Below are 15,616 nucleotides of genomic sequence, written 5' to 3' on the forward strand. Positions count from 1 at the left end.
AAAAAACCGGATCATTACTAACCGATGAAGAGGTTGACCAATGGATCATATGGGAATCCACTATAATGTATGGATTATGCTGCTCTCATTCGTGCTTTCGGTGACGGCGTCCTACTCCGCTTTAAATTTGATCTGCCAAGTTCCTTCCGCAACGAGCAGAACGCGCCGTTTATGGCTTCTCACGGGAGCCTGCGCTCTCGGAAGCGGCATCTGGGCGATGCATTTTGTCGGGATTTTGGCCGTCCGGCTGCCGTTTGACGTGCGCTACAGCCCGGGGAAAGCCATTATGTCCATGCTTATCGGCATCGTCTTCTGTTATTTGGGACTGTCCAATTCGCTGGCACAGCGGATGACATTATTGCGCTGCGCGGCCAGCGGACTGCTGCTGGGTGCGGGAATCTCCGTCATGCATTATGTAGGGATGTCCTCGATGAAGATAGAGGCGCAGATTCATTACTATCTGCCAAGCCAGAGCATCTCCGTCATGATCGCGCTCATTGCCTCGTTTATGAGCATGCTGCTGATCGGCAGATTCAAGGATTCGCCCGGCTTCAACCGCTGGAAGCTGTATTCCGCGCTGCTGCTTGGCATAGCGATAAGCGGCATGCACTATACGAGTATGCGGGCCAGCCATTTTGCTTACGACAGCTGGCTCGGCTCCAATCCTTCCCTGCTTGAGACGGATGTCATTCTGCTGATGGGTGTGTCGCTCGTCACCCTCTTCATGTTCGGGATATCCGGCGGCGCCGTTTTCCTGGACAGGCATATGCTTGAGCGGATGGCCTACCATGATCCGTTAACCGGCTTGCCGAACCGCCATGGATTGGAACGTTATTTTAGAAATTGGTTTCTGGCCGGCCGGCCAGGCGCCGTGTTCTTTGTCGATCTGGACCGGTTTAAATCGATTAACGATACGCTTGGCCATGATATTGGCGATATGCTGCTGCAGGAAGTAGCTTCAAGGCTGCTTCAGAGCGTGAGTCCAAAGGGGAATGTATTCCGTTTGGGAGGAGATGAATTCCTGATCGCCGAACCCGATTTTACCCCGGAGGAGGCAGCGGACGAAGCGGGCCGAATTCTTCAGGAGGTCAAGAAATCGTACCGGATTGAAGGCAATGATCTGTACGTCACAGCCAGCGTCGGCATCAGTATGGCTCCGGCGCACGGAACGGACCGTTCCTCCTTGATGAAAGCTGCGGATACCGCGCTCTATACGTCCAAGGATTCCGGCAAAAATAAATTCAGCATGTTCGACCAGGAGATGAACCGGCATCAGCTTCGGCGAATGTCCCTGGAGAAGGATCTGCGCAAGGCGCTGGCGCAGTGCGAATTCATGGTGGTGTACCAGCCGAAGTGGGACTCCCTCATGAACGTAACCGTCGGCCTCGAAGCCCTGCTGCGCTGGAGGCATCCCGAGCACGGCATTATTTCTCCGGCCGAGTTCATACCGATCGCGGAGGAGACGGGACTGATTGTGCCCATTACGTACTGGATGCTGCATGAGGTATGCAGCCAGAATATGCTCTGGCATAAAGAAGGAGTCGCTTCGGTCGCCGTATCGATCAATATGTCGGCTCGGATGTTCGAGTCGGAGAATCTGTATGAAATAGTCGAAGAAGCTCTGGCGCGTTCGGGTTTGTCCCCGCATTATCTGGAGCTTGAAATTACGGAGTCGATTGCGATGAACAACATGGAGGAGACGGTGGCCCAATTGTCCAAGCTGCGCAATCTGGGTGTCAGAGTGTCCCTGGATGACTTCGGGACGGGCTTTTCCTCCCTTGGCAATCTGGATGAAATTCCGGTCAATACGCTCAAGATCGACCAGGTGTTCATCCGCAAGAGCAAGATGCACTCCAAGAAGGCGATCATCAGCAACATTATCGCCATCGCCAGAAACCTCAATATGGAGGTCGTTGCGGAAGGCGTAGAGACGCCGGAACAGATCGAGCTGCTGCAATCGCTGGGCTGCCGGGTCATGCAGGGTTACTATTACGGCCGTCCGATGCCGGTTCATGAGCTGGGCCAGTGGTTTACGGACAATGCGGCGGCGGTATAAGAGCATAAGCCATAGTTGCAAGCCATAATTGTACATACAGAGGGCGGCCGAAGGAAAGCTTCGGCCGCCCTCGTTTTAATGCTGTCCGGTTCCCCGGTTCAATGCCCGCTTCAGCCGCTGTACGCCTTCCCTGATTTGCTCTTCCTTCAGATGGCCGTAACCCATAACCACCCGGTTTCCCTCGAGGACGGCCGTATACACCCCCTCCTCCTTCATAAGCCGGGACAGGTTCTTCGGCAGCGGGGAAGAGAACTCTGCTGTCAGATGAAGCCCCGCCGCACGGCCGCAAATACGGATACGCTCCGGGAAAGCCCGGTTGAGGCATTCGAGGAGAACGCCGCGGCGGCGGCGGTACACTTTTTTCATTTTGTAAATATGCGAGTGAAGACCTTTTTGTTCAATGAATTGCGCCAGCGCGAGCTGTTCCAGCCCCGGGGTCTGATAATCGATTAGCCGTTTCAGTCGTACAAAATCCGCGGCGTAGGCCGCTGGAAGCACGATATAGCCGATTCGCAGGGCGGGAAACATTACTTTGCTGAAAGTGCCGACGTAGAATACCTGCTCCGGGGCAAGGCTTTGGAGTGAGTGAACGGGAACGCCGTCGTATCTAAACTCACTGTCATAATCGTCCTCCAGAATAAGGCTGCCGGTATGTTGGGCATAGACGATAAGCTCGATCCGCCGCTGGATCGGCAGAATGCCGCCAACAGGGAATTGATGGGACGGTGTTACATAAATCAGCTTGGGTGGAAACGAACCGGGCAAAGCGGCGGTGACAAGGCCGGAATCGTCGACTGGCAGACTGTGCAAGGCGGCGCCTGTGGAGGACAGGATGCTTTTCAGCTCGGGATTGGTCGGCTCTTCGGCCATGACCCTGTCCCCTTCCGCAAGAAGCAGGGAGGAGGTAAGATGAATGGCCTGAACCGCCCCGGCCGTAATGACAAGCTGTTCGGGGCGGACGGCCACGCCCCGCGTGTCTGCGAGGTAGCGGGATAAAATATATCTTAGACGCGGGTCGCCGGCGGAGTCGCCATAACCAAAGGAAGACTGCTCCGCGTCCCGGGCGGCGGACCGCAGTAGATCGCCCCAGACCTTGCGGGGGAACAGTTCCAGTGCGGGCAGGCCCGTCCTAAAGGAGACGAAGCCGTTCTCCGCCGCTTCTCCGGGCTGCGGGCCGATGCAGCTAAGGGAGCTGGCGGCTCTCGGCCGGGGAGCGGAGGCAGACGCCGTAGGCGGAATGAATGCGCCCTCCGCGACATAGGTGCCCGATCCGGAACGGGCAACAATGAACCCTTCTGCCAGGAGCAGCTCATACGCCTCCAATACAATATTGCGCGATACACCGAGCCCGGCCGCCAGTTCCCGGGTTGACGGGAGCCGCAGTCCGGCGGCTAGTTCGCCCGAGAGGATGCGACCTCGCACGGCGAGATGGATCTGGCGGAACATCGGAACGTTTGAACGCTTGTCAATATCGATCCACATAACAACTCCTTTTCCAAAGCGGTACTCTATAAATTCTTCCAAAATGGCACTACGAACAACCGCTTTTCGCGATTAAAGTATATAACAACAAGACGAAAGTGGTGAAATTATAGTATGACAAGGAAAGTTCATCTGTCCGCCTATGCGGAACTTAGCGGCGCCGCGATGATTATAGGCAGCTCCGTTGTCGCCGGGAAGCTGTCAGCTCTGCGGCTTCCGTTGTTCTTATCCCAGACGGTCTGCCTTGCAGTTGCTTTGCTCATCCTGATTCCGCTCACGCTGCACGGGCGCCGGAACGGATGGAAAGTAGGAAGGCGTGATATGCTGCTGCTGGCGACACAGGCTTTTTTCGGAATGTTTCTCTTCCGGGTATTTATGCTGTATGGACTGCAATACGCTTCTGCCGCCGAGGGGGGAGTTATGACCAGTCTTGCCCCGGCGGCGGTGGCGCTGCTCTCCTGGATTCTGCTGGGAGAGAGGCCGACTGTGCGGACAGGGGGCGGAGTCATATGTTCACTGGCGGGCATCGCGGTCATTCAGCTTCCGCCCCTGCTTATGTCCGCTTCTGGGGACAATCCGGCATCCGTCCTCGGCATACTGCTACTGTCGGCGGCCGTTGGCGGAGAAGCGGCGCTCACCGTACTGCGGAAAATGTTGTCGCCCCGCGTATCCTCCCTGCTTGCAACGACCTATGTAACAGCTTTCGCTTTCTTTATGTTTCTGGTCTGCTCCGCCGCCGAATGGTTCCGGTCCGGATACAAGGGCTTTGGGCCTGCGGATGCGGGAATTGTCCTGTATTACGGGCTGTTTGTCACCGCGCTTGCCTATGTGCTGTGGTTCCGCGGAGTGGCGCAGGTTCGGTTACGGCCGCCGTATTCACAGGCTGTATACCGCTAAACGCGCTTTGGATGTCCTGCGTCTTTCTGGGTGAGCCGCTGGCTCTTCGCCATTTGGTGGGAGCCGGCTTGGTATTCGCCGGAATCCTGCTCGTTTCGGGCGCCTCCATCCGGCGGCCAAGGCGATTCCGCCTTCCGGGGGTCTGATGCCTTCCCTCCGTTCGGCATGGAACTTCCCGACTTGCCGCGAAATGTAAAATAAAAAGCCAGGGGAGCCGGAAAATCCGGTCCGCCTGGCTTCTGTGTTCTCCGCATTGGCGAATGGAAGCTGAAAAAATGTGGTTTAAGCCACTTTGAACTGTTCCACGAGCCCTTGCAGCTTGTCCGCCAAGGAAGAGAGGAAAGCTGAGGAGGCTTCAACCTCCTGCATGGCCGCGAGCTGCTGCTGCGAAGTAGCGGACAAGCTTTCCGCGCCTTCGGCAGTTTGATTGGACACGCTGACGGTATTCTGGATCGCATCGACCAGTCCGTCGGCGATCTGTGCCAGCTGCTGCACCGTTTCGGAGATTTCCCGGCTTTGAGCCGCCATGCCGGAAACGGCCGTTTCAATCTCCGCGAAGGATTGTCCGGCATTGGTCACCATTTCCGTACCGTGCTGCATCTCCACGGTCGAACGGTTCATCGTATCTCCGGCCAGATCCATTTGGGCGACAATCAGGCCGAGCAGTTCGCCGATTTGCCGGGCGGAATCCCCCGACCGCTCCGCCAGCTTGCGGACGGAATTGGCGACAACGGCGAAGCCGCGTCCTTCTTCGCCGGCGCGGGCGGCTTCGATGGCCGCATTCAGCGCCAGTAGATTTGTCTCCGCCGCGATGCTCGCAATCGTGCCGACGATGCTCTCGATTTCTTTGGAGTGACCGCCCAGCGTATGAATAATGCCGGACAGGTCGTTAATGCTTCCGCTCATGACCCTCATCTGCTCTGTCGTGGAATCCATAGATTCCCTTCCCGAGCGGGCCTGGTCGGCTCCCTGGACGGCATCGTTCATGGCTTGGTCGGCGCTCAGCGCGATTTCGGCAATAAACCCTGACATTTCCTGCACGGCCTGATAGCTGCTCTCCAAGTGGCGAAGCTGCACCTGCGCGCCTTCCGCCAGCTCGATGGTTACGTTAACCGTATGCTCTCCTGAGCGGTTCGTCTCCTGTGCGCTTGCCGACAGTTCCTGGGATGAAGAAGCGACCTGCAGGGAGGTATCGTTTACTTCGGTAATAAGCCTGCTCAGATTGTCTTTCATTTCATTAAAATCGCTGGCCAGCTTGCCGATTTCATCTTTGCTGGTCAGGACCAGAGCCTCCTGAGTAAGATCGCCGTGAGCCACTTGATTGACAGCGCGTGACAGTTTGGTCAGCGGGCTGACCAAGCGGCGGATGAAAAAATAAGCGATCAGGATAGCGGCAATAAGGATGGACGCGCCGATGATGAGAGGTTGTTTCATAATTTCAAGCGTTCTTTCCTGAACCAGCGGACCGTCAAAGTTGATGGCCATCAGGGCGACAATCGGTTTGGTAGGATCGTGATCTTGGTAAATGGGGCCGTAGCCGGTTTTCAGTGAGGTGCCTTGGTATGTGTAAACCTTAGAGTATGTAGAGTGTTTCATGGTGGTAATCATTTTTTTATCTTCGTCGCTAAAATAAAACGAATCTCCCGCCTTATATCCCCTGGCCTTCATATTCTTGTCCGCGGCAAGGATTTTGCCGTCCAGCGACAGAATAAAGACCTCCTTAAAGATCGGCTTATGCTCCACAATCCAGCCGATCCGGTTCTCAATTGCGCCAAGCTTGCTGGTGTCGCCCGCGACAAGAGCGGCAAGCTGCCCGGGATCTACAAGTCCGGTTGTAATATTGGCGCAGCCTACAAGCTCGATACCTGCAGCCTCATCCAGCTGGCTGTAGGCGGCGCGATAGCCGAAGAATCCGATGGATGATCCCACAAGCAGAAGCACGAGCAGCATCATCCAAGTTAATTTACTTGCCAATTTCATACGTTTCCCCCATTTTACTAAACTGTTGTTAAATATTAATGCGGATTATATCAGATTGAGGATTCATTGGCTGTGTCCTATTACCTATAATGTTGGCTCCTTAATAATAATTAACGGCAGCTTTCATTTGAAAATTTAGTGGAAATTAAAGACTTCTTCATAAGAGCGCTTTAATGCGGCAAAGAGGCCACGTTTTTTTGTTTTCAGCCTTGCACATTGAACAGAAACGGTACAAAATGGTACGCTAGAATCAGGACAATGAAATGGGAGCTGAAATGCAAAATGCCACCAGAAACGGACCCGCTTGTGGAACAAATCGGATTATCGATGTGGAGGGTGCAGCGAAAAATTATATCGGGAATGTCCTTGCAGAAGGAGCTTGGACTGACATTCCCCCAGTTTGCTTTGCTGAATATGATAGCCCGCGAGGGAAGAGCGAGGGTGGTGACGCTTGCCGAGCGGATGGAGGTCAAATCGAGTGCGATTACGGTAATGCTTGACCGCATGGATGCGATTGGCCTGGTCAACAGGGAGCAGGACGAGAACGACCGCAGGGCCGTTGTGGTTACGCTTACCGAAAAAGGCGAGATTATGTGCGCCGAAGGGCAGCGCCGCTCGCTTGTCCTGCTGGAAGAATATTTATCGATTCTGACACCGGAGGAGCTTCACCGATTCGCGGAGTATTACGATATGTTGGACAGGCAGGAGCGTTAGTCGCTTCTGGCGCACGCCGGAAGGTGATGCTGCGCTTCATAAACGGCCAAAAGCCATGCTCCCGCGGGGAGCATGGCTTTTGGCGTCAAAGGAGCCGCTGTATTCTTTCGCTGCGGGCTCTTTATTTGCGGGGGCCGCTTAAGTCTTAAGTAACGCGGCCTATTCTGTCTTTTTCTCGGGCAGCTGGGACACATAACTGTCGGAGAGCTGCAGCAGCCGGAGCGCACGGTTGTATTCATCCTCCGTGGCGGCGGGCGGCTTGCTGCTGAGTGCAATAGGATACTGGCTGTTATCCTCAAAGCTGTTGCCGGGAATGAGCAGCCCGGAGCTGGCGATAAATGAGCCGGATGGCAGGTAGTAACGCTCGGGCAGAAGGTTATTAGTCTGATTAATGATATCCTGGCCAAAATGCAGATGATCCTTAACAGATACGCCCAGCAAATTGGCGGCGGTAGGCATGATATCGATTTCGCCTCCGACCTGCTCCAGCGTCTGCGGCGGTGTGCCAGCACCGTGAACGATCAGCGGAATATTGGTCATGTTGCCGTACCCGTATTCATGGCCGTAAATTTCGGTCATCAGCTCTTTGTCGTCATGGTCAAGCGAGTAAATCGGCAGCCCCATGTGGTCGCCGTAGATCATAATCAGGCTGTTGTCCCAGAGACCGGTCTCTTTAAGCTCCTGAACCAACTGGCCAAAAGCGTAATCAGCGTAATTTTGCGCCCGGATATAATCGCCCACAAAAGTGCCTTCATAACGCTCCGGCAGCTTCATCTTGTATTTTTCCTCGGGGATCGTAAACGGATGATGGGCCGACATCGAAATGATCTGTGCGTAGAACGGCTGGCCGCTTGCGCTCATTTCCTTCAGCTTGGCGGTCGTTTTGCGGTACAGCACCTCATCGGAAGGTCCGAAGAAGAAGGTGTCCTCGTCGCCGAAGAACCGATGGTCGTAATATTTGCCCCAGCCGAGCGAGCTGTAGAGCTCGCCGCGGTTCCAGAACTCCACATCGTTCGTGTGGAAGGTGGCTGTCTGATAGCCGTTCTTCTCCATTAAACGCGGCAGGCTTGGCAGCACCTTGTCGACGTACATTTGCGTGGCTGCTCCCCGCGGAGGGATGTAAAAGGACGTATTGACGACGAACTCCGCATCGGATGTGTTGCCTTGACCGACCATTTGATAGAAGTTCGGAAAATACAGGCTTTCCTTCATCACGGCGTTAAAGTTCGGTGTAATCTCCTTGCCGTCGATCTTAAGTCCGATCAGGAAATTCTGCAGCGATTCCATCTGAAGGATAATCAGATTCTTGCCCTTGGCAGCGCCCTGCAGGCGCGGATTCGCGGGAGCACCGATCCCCTTGGCCGAATCGACGGCTTTCTGCGTAATATCGCTGGCTTTGACGAGGTCGATTTTTTCTTGAGCGAAGATCGTATAAGCTTCATAATTGAGAATGCCCATTTCCTGCGCCTTCTTGATTTCGTTCATGCTGGCCTTGTTCGGCAGCACATTGAACAGACACAGCGCGAGCGAAGCGGCGAATAGAGCCGAAAACTTCCGGCTGCCGCGTCCGAGGTTGATTTGTTCCTTTTTGTAGATCCGGCCGTTTCGGTTAAAAAGAAAATAATACCCCAGCACGATGATATCCGCGAAAATAAGCAAATAATAAGGGTCCATCAATGAAAATACGCTGTTGCGGACGGCGGTCACCTGATTGACCTGCTCGGCGGCATGGTAGGTGACGATGACACCGTAGTATTTAAAATACATAATGGCTGCGAAAAAAATCGCCGTTACCAGCAGATTGACTGTCATATAATAGCCGAGTTTGCGCTTTGACGCGAAGCGCTCGATAATGCAGAACAGCGCCCAGGCAAAAGGGATTTCGGTAAGCAGCGATTTCCACGGCAGCAGATTATCGAAAATGACCGCCCAGGCCAAATAGCTCTTGAGAATAAACATGATGGTGAAAAAAATAAAGGGTTTAACGATCCATCGTTTAATGTTAATAGATGTCACGGCTCCGCCTTCTTTCTCGATGTGAAGCGACGCTCTCGCCCAAAGCAAATATTTAGCGCAAAAGACAAGAAATCGCCAGTATAAAATTCATTATGCCGTTATGTAAAAGGAATGTCAAAACAAGAAGCAGCGCGCCGAAAGGCGCAAAACGACATGCTGCGGATGCTAGCTGCTTTTTAGGCCGGAAATGAACCTATAGCAGGGGAGAAGGGCGAAAATCGAGGAAAGGCGCACCGGAAACAGCATAAAGGCTTAGGAAGGAGAGGCTTACCTTGGCTTCCGTCGTAACCATTTCAGTAAGATCGCTTGTGGAGTATGTGTATCGCAGCGGCAGCCTCGAATCGGGCTTCCGCAGCAGCGCCTCCATGGCGGAGGGAACGCGCATACACCAGAAAGTCCAGCAGCTGTATAAAGAAGGCGACCGGAAAGAAGTATATCTCAGCGCAGAGATTCCCTGCGGGGAGCTGATTGTAGCCGTCTTCGGACGCTGCGACGGGCTGCTGCTGTCTGCGGACGGGAGTCTTACCGTCGAGGAGATCAAATCGACCGGGGGACCGGAGCTGCCGGAGGAGGGCCGCGAAGTACACTGGGCTCAGGCGCTCATGTATGCGCATATGATTACCTTGGAACAGGGGCTTCCGGCTATCACGGTCAGACTTACCTATGTGCACAGTACGACCGGAGAGCAGAAGAGCTTCGAGCGGCTCGTGACCGCCGGGGAAGCGGCGGATTTTGCGGGCGTTACGGCGGCGGCCTACGCTCCCTATGCGATTCTGCTGCTTGAGCACGGGGAACGCCGGACCGAAAGCATCCGCAGGCTGGAGTTCCCGTTCCCCGCCTACCGTGCAGGGCAGCGGCGGTTTGCCGGCGCGGTCTACACCTCCATTTCGGAAGGCGTTAACCTGTTCGCCCAGGCTCCGACGGGCATAGGGAAGACGATGTCCACTCTATTTCCGGCCGTCAAGGCGATGGGAGAGGGGCTGCTGCGCGGTCTGTTCTATTTGACGGCAAAGACCATTACGCGGATAGCTGCGCAGGAAGCCTTCGCCCTAATGTCCTCCCGCGGCCTTCATCTGCATGTAGTTACGCTGACGGCCAAGGAAAAGGCCTGTTTCCGGGAAGAGGGGCTCTGCGGAGCGGACTACTGCCCGTTTGCCGACGGGTATTATGACCGCATTAATGGCGCGCTGATGGATATGCTTGAACACGAGACGCTGATGGACCGGCGGGTTCTGGAACAATACGCCCGCAAGAATACGGTATGCCCGTTCGAGCTGTCGCTTGATGCGGCGTATGTAAGCGACGCCGTGATTTGCGATTACAATTATATTTTCGATCCCCGCATCGGCATGAAGCGGCTTGCGGAGGAACGGAAGAAGGAGACGGCGCTGCTTGTCGACGAGGCTCATAATCTGGTCGACCGCGGCCGGGAGATGTTCTCCGCGGGCCTGCGAAAGGCGCCCTTTCTGGCGCTGAAACGAAACTACAAGGCGCGGAACCGCGCGCTGAGCGGCGCCGCGGGTGGCGTTAACGCTTTGTTTATCGCTCTGCGCAAAGAATGCGGGCCGTCCGGCACGGGCAAATGGAGCATGTATCCGGAGGAGCTGCCGGGACTGCTGGAGGCGTTCGTGCAGGAGGCGGAGCGGGAACTGCTCCGGCCCTCTCCGGTGCTCCTTACGGAAGGGGAGCAGGAGGAAGGGCTGCTTGAGGCATACTATGACGCCCAAGGGGTGCTGCGTGCCTGCAAGATGTACGATGAGCGGTACATCACCTATGCGGAAATCGGCGGAGGGGATGTCTTCCTGAAGCTGTTCAATCTGGACCCGTCGCATCTGCTGGCGCTGTCTTCCAAAGGCTTCCGCAGCCGGATTTTTTTCTCGGCGACGCTGTCGCCCCTTTCTTATTACCGGGAAATGCTCGGTGCGGGTGAAGAGGATTACAGCCTCACGGTGCCTTCCCCTTTTCATAAGGAACAGTGGGAGATCGGCATATTGCCGGTATCGACGCGCTTTCGCGACCGGGAGCATTCGTTTGTCCCGCTTTCAACGGCGCTCGCGGCGATGGCCGCCCGGAAAGGGAACTATTTGGTCTTTTTTCCTTCCTACCAGTATTTACAGGACGTATACGATGTCTTTGCCGCCGCTGTGCCCGGGGTAAGGACGCTCGTGCAGGGAAGCGGGATGAGCGAGGAGGAACGGGAGAGGTTTCTTGAGGCATTCCGTCCGGGCAACGAGGAGACGCTGCTCGGCTTTGCCGTGCTGGGCGGTATTTTCTCGGAAGGGGTCGATTTGCCGGGAGACCGGCTTAACGGCGTCATGGTCGTCGGTGTCGGCCTGCCTCAGCTTGGATTGGAGCGCAACCTGTTGAGGGAGTATTTCAGCGCCCGGGGCAAGAACGGATTTCACTACGCTTACGTGTACCCCGGTATGTGCAAGGTGCTTCAGGCGGGAGGACGGCTCATTCGCAGTGAACACGATACCGGCGGGATTATCCTTGCCGACGACCGCTTCCTGGAGCCCCCTTATGTATGGCTGCTGCCGGACGAATGGAGAGACTACCGCGTGCTTGGATAACGCAGTATAATTTTCAAGAAGAAACGCCTGACCGCGTCCCCAGAGGACGCAAGTGCGTTTCTCGTAGAAATATAAGGCCAGTGATAAGCGTGAAACCTATAAATTCTTATATTTTGAAAAAGGATCTATTACGGGAAATGGAGGGGTTAAGAAATGACGCTAAGTATCGGAATGGTCGGAACAGGCTGGTTCGCCAAGATGCATGCCGATTTGTTGGCCGGAATGGCGGGGGTCAAGCTGCAGGCGGTGTGCGGCACCAGCAGGGAAAAGGGTGAAGAGATGGCGCGGTCCTACGCCGCGGAAGGCTATGGCGATCCGGTGGAAATGCTGGACGCCCACAAGCTGGACGCCGTTTACATTTCTGTGCCGCCGGGAGCCCATGGATCGATTGAACGGACGCTGATCCGAAGGGAAATTCCCTTTTTCGTTGAGAAGCCGCTCGGGGTGAGCACGGAAATTCCGGCGAGTCTTCTTCAGGATATCCAGGAAAGCGGGCTTCTGACCTCCGTCGGCTACCATTTCCGTTATCAGGAGAACGTCAAACGGCTGAAAGAGGCGCTGCAGGACGATAAAATCGGGATGATCGTCGGCCAGTGGATGGGCAGTATGCCGGAGGCGCCGTGGTGGCGTGATCAGGAGCAGTCCGGCGGGCAGTTCACCGAGCAGACGACGCATATCGTGGATCTGCTCCGCTACCTGGCGGGAGAAGTAACGGAAGTGTACGCGATGTTCGGGAATCGGGTCATGCATGAGAAAAAAGGCGGCGTCAGCGTCGCGGACGTTGGAACGGTGTCGCTTAAGCTTGCCAGTGGCATTGTGGCCAACATTTCCAATACCTGCGTCCTTCCAGGAGAGGTAGGCAGGGTTGGACTCAGCTTCTACAACGACCGCGGCCTGCTCGATTGGAACCCGCAGCGGCTGCTGGAGGTGCGGGATGGAGACAGCGCCGAATACACCAGCAGCGGTAACCCCTACGTGTCGGAGAGCGAGGCATTCCTCCATGCCGTCCGCACAGGGGACCGCAGCGGGATACTGAGCGATTACGCGGACGCCTACAAGACGCTCAAGGTCACCTATGCGGCTTTTGAATCGGCCCGAAAGGAAGCGCCGGTGAAGTTATAAATTCCGTAAAAAAAAGACACTCCGCTTCAGCAATATGCTTGAAGCGGGTGTCTGCGGCCCAAGCCGGGGCGGCCTAGTGGAGGAAGACCGCGAGTAGAGCCGGCGCTACGCTGAGTGTAAACAGCGCCGTCAGAATCATCGCGATACTGGAAATGGTTCCGGTCAGCGAACTCAGCTCAAAGGCTTTGGAAGTGCCCATACCGTGCGCAGCGGTTCCCAGCGATACACCGCGCGCAATTTCATTGTCAATGCGGAAGAGGCGAAGGACCGTCGGTCCCATCAGCGTACCAAGCACTCCGGTCAAAATGACGAATACGGCCGTAATGCTAGGTATGCCCCCTATGCTCTGCGAGATGTTCATGGCGATCGGCGTAGTGACCGACCGGGGCACCAGGCTTGTTGCCAGATTGCTGCTGAGGTGCAGCCAATGGGCCAAGAGAACGGATGATATGACCGCCATCACCGTTCCTGACAGTACACCTGCCGCAATCTCGGCGGCGTGCTTTTTGAGCACCTTGAAGTTTTTATGCAAAGGGATGGCAAAGGCAACGGTTGCCGGCTGAAGCAGGTCGGTGAGCCATTTGCCTCCCGCATTGTAGGAATCAAAGGATACGCCCATCATCAGCAGGAAGCTGATAATTAGCAGCGGCGTAATGATCAGCGGAGACAAGTACACTTTCGTCTTGGCCGCGTAAATCTTTTTGGATATCAGATAAACTGCGAGAGTCAGAGCCAGAAACAGAAGTCCGGTCAGCATGATGTCTTCCCTCCTTGAATTTGAAAATAAGGGCTGTTAGCAGTCCCGAACTGGTCATAACGATAAAGGTTCCCGCGAGTATGATCGCCAGTAGGCTGAGACCGTCCGTCCCAAGCAATGATGAGTATTTCATAACGCCGATAGCGGAGGGAACGAAGAACAGCAGCAGCTCGGCAAGCAGCCAGGTTGCGCCGGCCTCGACCCAGCCCAGCTTAATAACACCCGTCTCCAGCAGGATGAATAACAGTACCATGCCGATAATGCTTCCAGGAACCGGAAGATGTAACCAAGAGCTAAGTTTTCCCATTACTAGGGAGAATACGGACAGCGCACCTACCTGCAGCATTCCAATCATTAGTTTTCTCATAAGGCCCGCCCCTTTCAAGCTATATTGAAATTTTACAACAATTATTTACATAGGTAAAATGAATATATCGAATAGATGATATTCATTTTGTCTATATAGGAGGATTGACGCTTTGGATATCAGGCAGTTGCAGTATTTTGTGGAGGCGGCCCGGCTGAACAGCTTTTCCAAGGCTGCCAAATCGTTGTACATTACCCAGCCCACCGTCAGCAAGATGATCCGGCAGATCGAGGAAGAGCTTGGGGCGGATTTGTTCTACAGGGAAGGCAAGAGCATCAAACTGACCGACGCGGGCGAGATCCTGCTCGCCAAAGCGCAGAATATCGTCGTATCCTTCCAAAGCCTGTCCTCAGAGCTGGACAGCCTGCGTAACCTGAAGCAGGGCCATATCCGCATCGGTCTGCCGCCTATGGTAGGGGCCAACTTCTTTCCGTCCGTGATCGGCCAGTTTCACCGGAAGTACCCGGATGTTACGATCCGGCTGTACGAGGACGGGGCGAAGAAAGTGGAAAATGATGTGGACACTGGCTTCCTCGATATCGGCGTCGTTGTTCTTCCCGTAGATGAAGCCAGATTTCATGTTTTCTCTTTCGTCCGGGAAAGGCTGGAGCTGCTGGTGCCTGCCGGTCACCGGCTGGCGGGCCGGAGCTCGGTTCCCCTGGTGGAGCTGAAGGATGAGGAGTTTGTGCTGTTCCGCGAGGATTTCGCCCTGCATGACCGCGTGATTACCGAATGCGTCAAGTCGGGGTTTCAACCCATGGTCGTGTACGAAAGTTCCCAGTGGGACCTTATCGCCCGGATGGTGGCTGCCGGTCTCGGCATTGCCCTTCTTCCGCAGACGATCTGCCGCGATATGGACCGATCGCGTATTTCCATTGTCACGTTGACCGAGCCGGCCATTCCATGGCAGCTTGGTATGATTTGGCGCAAGGATCGCTATCTGTCCTTCGCCGCCCGCGAGTGGATCTCCTTCGCGCGCGATCTTTTGAACGAGCGGTAATCGCCGTTTGGGGAGTCTGCCGGGAGTCATAAAAAAAGTTGGAGCATCGACATATTTTTCTTTTTTTGCAAAATATGTTTTTTTGGTATCATGATATATAATAGAGTAGAAGGTATCAGAGGGAAGGTGATGCAGTGCTTCAGGAATGTACACCCCAGAACGATTATGTGAGGGAATGCAGGGAAGAAGAATTGTTCATAACTATAGAGAGTCTCAGATGCGAACTGCTGGAGGTCGCTCAGCAGCGAAGTCTCAGCGACCGCACCGTTGTTGAGTTGAGCGAGCGCCTCGACAGTTATATCCTGCTTGCCCAGAATAAAATGATGGAGAATCTCCGGAGCCGCACGAATCAGCGGCCGGCATACAGATGAAAGACTGAGCCCGGCGAGAAGACTGAATTAGCCGTGCCAATACAGCTACTTCGCGCCAATGCAGCTACTTAAGGGATGAATCGTCCCGCCAATAACCGATAATCCATAGACCTTCCCGCCCAATGCGGCGGGGGGTCTTTTTGACATGCGGTTCCAGAATGATGATAGCGCATTCAAAGTTTGACAAGAGATCAAAGCGAAAATATAATTAGTAAGCCTAAATAATATACTATATAATAATTAGGGATGCTAAGTAAATGAAACGGAAGGAATCCGCTAAA

General features: G+C 54.8%; 12 protein-coding genes and 1 pseudogene. 7 read left to right on the top strand and 6 right to left on the bottom strand.

Translation table 11 applies throughout. From position 1 onward, the window contains the following. The first annotated feature begins 40 nt into the window (after window positions 1-40). On the top strand, window positions 41-2,056 hold the full coding sequence (locus EH198_RS15735; protein WP_124696474.1) for a putative bifunctional diguanylate cyclase/phosphodiesterase: 2,016 nt from the start codon (window positions 41-43) through the stop codon (window positions 2,054-2,056). A 75-nt stretch (window positions 2,057-2,131) separates the two neighbouring features. Here the strand turns inward: EH198_RS15735 and pdxR are convergent, their stop codons facing one another. After that, window positions 2,132-3,538, bottom strand: a complete 1,407-nt coding sequence (gene pdxR / locus EH198_RS15740) for a MocR-like pyridoxine biosynthesis transcription factor PdxR (RefSeq protein ID WP_124696475.1) — start codon at window positions 3,536-3,538, stop codon at window positions 2,132-2,134. 114 nt (window positions 3,539-3,652) lie between these two features. Between pdxR and EH198_RS15745 the strand changes: the two genes are divergently transcribed. Next, window positions 3,653-4,435, top strand: coding sequence for a DMT family transporter (locus EH198_RS15745; protein ID WP_124696476.1), 783 nt, complete (start codon window positions 3,653-3,655; stop codon window positions 4,433-4,435). Here EH198_RS15745 and EH198_RS24380 read toward each other — a convergent pair. Beyond that, entirely contained in the window at window positions 4,432-4,689 is a 258-nt protein-coding gene (locus EH198_RS24380) for a hypothetical protein (RefSeq protein WP_148091506.1), read from the bottom strand. The genes EH198_RS15745 and EH198_RS24380 overlap by 4 nt on opposite strands. A gap of 28 nt (window positions 4,690-4,717) precedes the next feature. Next, the gene (locus EH198_RS15750) at window positions 4,718-6,415 is read right to left on the bottom strand and encodes a methyl-accepting chemotaxis protein (RefSeq protein WP_124696477.1); all 1,698 of its coding nucleotides are present in this window, start codon (window positions 6,413-6,415) and stop codon (window positions 4,718-4,720) included. A 282-nt stretch (window positions 6,416-6,697) separates the two neighbouring features. On the opposite strand from EH198_RS15750, the gene EH198_RS15755 reads away from it, so the two are divergent. Continuing rightward, window positions 6,698-7,129 (top strand): MarR family winged helix-turn-helix transcriptional regulator, encoded by a 432-nt coding sequence (locus tag EH198_RS15755; protein ID WP_179037478.1) that lies wholly within the window; start codon window positions 6,698-6,700, stop codon window positions 7,127-7,129. Between the two features lie 159 nt (window positions 7,130-7,288). On the opposite strand, the gene EH198_RS15760 is transcribed toward EH198_RS15755, so the two are convergent. Beyond that, window positions 7,289-9,088 carry an LTA synthase family protein gene (locus tag EH198_RS15760; protein WP_124696588.1) on the bottom strand — a complete coding sequence of 600 codons (1,800 nt, stop codon included), beginning with the start codon at window positions 9,086-9,088 and terminating at the stop codon, window positions 7,289-7,291. Between the two features lie 329 nt (window positions 9,089-9,417). On the opposite strand from EH198_RS15760, the gene EH198_RS15765 reads away from it, so the two are divergent. Beyond that, entirely contained in the window at window positions 9,418-11,718 is a 2,301-nt protein-coding gene (locus tag EH198_RS15765; protein ID WP_246014360.1) for a helicase C-terminal domain-containing protein, read from the top strand. Between the two features lie 153 nt (window positions 11,719-11,871). Further along, the gene (locus tag EH198_RS15770) at window positions 11,872-12,840 is read left to right on the top strand and encodes a Gfo/Idh/MocA family protein (RefSeq protein WP_124696479.1); all 969 of its coding nucleotides are present in this window, start codon (window positions 11,872-11,874) and stop codon (window positions 12,838-12,840) included. 73 nt (window positions 12,841-12,913) lie between these two features. On the opposite strand, the gene EH198_RS15775 is transcribed toward EH198_RS15770, so the two are convergent. Then, window positions 12,914-13,597, bottom strand: coding sequence for a CidB/LrgB family autolysis modulator (locus EH198_RS15775; RefSeq protein ID WP_185702914.1), 684 nt, complete (start codon window positions 13,595-13,597; stop codon window positions 12,914-12,916). 10 nt (window positions 13,598-13,607) lie between these two features. Next, a pseudogene (locus EH198_RS15780) lies at window positions 13,608-13,964 on the bottom strand (CidA/LrgA family protein); the annotation flags it as partial. A gap of 112 nt (window positions 13,965-14,076) precedes the next feature. On the opposite strand from EH198_RS15780, the gene cidR reads away from it, so the two are divergent. Together cidR and EH198_RS15790 are read left to right on the top strand one after the other, a co-directional pair. After that, on the top strand, window positions 14,077-14,964 hold the full coding sequence (gene cidR, locus EH198_RS15785) for a cidABC operon transcriptional activator CidR (RefSeq protein WP_124696480.1): 888 nt from the start codon (window positions 14,077-14,079) through the stop codon (window positions 14,962-14,964). Between the two features lie 134 nt (window positions 14,965-15,098). Continuing rightward, a complete protein-coding gene (locus EH198_RS15790; RefSeq protein WP_232101635.1) occupies window positions 15,099-15,335 on the top strand; it encodes an aspartyl-phosphate phosphatase Spo0E family protein in 237 nt (78 codons plus the stop codon). Window positions 15,336-15,616: the final 281 nt, after the last annotated feature.

Source organism: Paenibacillus rhizophilus (assembly GCF_003854965.1).
GTDB lineage: Bacteria > Bacillota > Bacilli > Paenibacillales > Paenibacillaceae > Paenibacillus_AQ > Paenibacillus_AQ rhizophilus.

What these genes read in the sequence shown, in the direction of transcription:
- pdxR (WP_124696475.1), bottom strand. Translation starts at nt 3,538, where the DNA reads ATGTGGATCGATATTGACAAGCGTTCAAACGTTCCGATGTTCCGCCAG.
- EH198_RS15735 (WP_124696474.1), top strand. Translation starts at nt 41, where the DNA reads ATGGATCATATGGGAATCCACTATAATGTATGGATTATGCTGCTCTCA.
- EH198_RS15770 (WP_124696479.1), top strand. Translation starts at nt 11,872, where the DNA reads ATGACGCTAAGTATCGGAATGGTCGGAACAGGCTGGTTCGCCAAGATG.
- EH198_RS15745 (WP_124696476.1), top strand. Translation starts at nt 3,653, where the DNA reads ATGACAAGGAAAGTTCATCTGTCCGCCTATGCGGAACTTAGCGGCGCC.
- EH198_RS15775 (WP_185702914.1), bottom strand. Translation starts at nt 13,597, where the DNA reads ATGCTGACCGGACTTCTGTTTCTGGCTCTGACTCTCGCAGTTTATCTG.
- EH198_RS15750 (WP_124696477.1), bottom strand. Translation starts at nt 6,415, where the DNA reads ATGAAATTGGCAAGTAAATTAACTTGGATGATGCTGCTCGTGCTTCTG.
- EH198_RS15760 (WP_124696588.1), bottom strand. Translation starts at nt 9,088, where the DNA reads ATGTTTATTCTCAAGAGCTATTTGGCCTGGGCGGTCATTTTCGATAAT.
- EH198_RS24380 (WP_148091506.1), bottom strand. Translation starts at nt 4,689, where the DNA reads ATGCGGAGAACACAGAAGCCAGGCGGACCGGATTTTCCGGCTCCCCTG.
- EH198_RS15755 (WP_179037478.1), top strand. Translation starts at nt 6,698, where the DNA reads ATGCCACCAGAAACGGACCCGCTTGTGGAACAAATCGGATTATCGATG.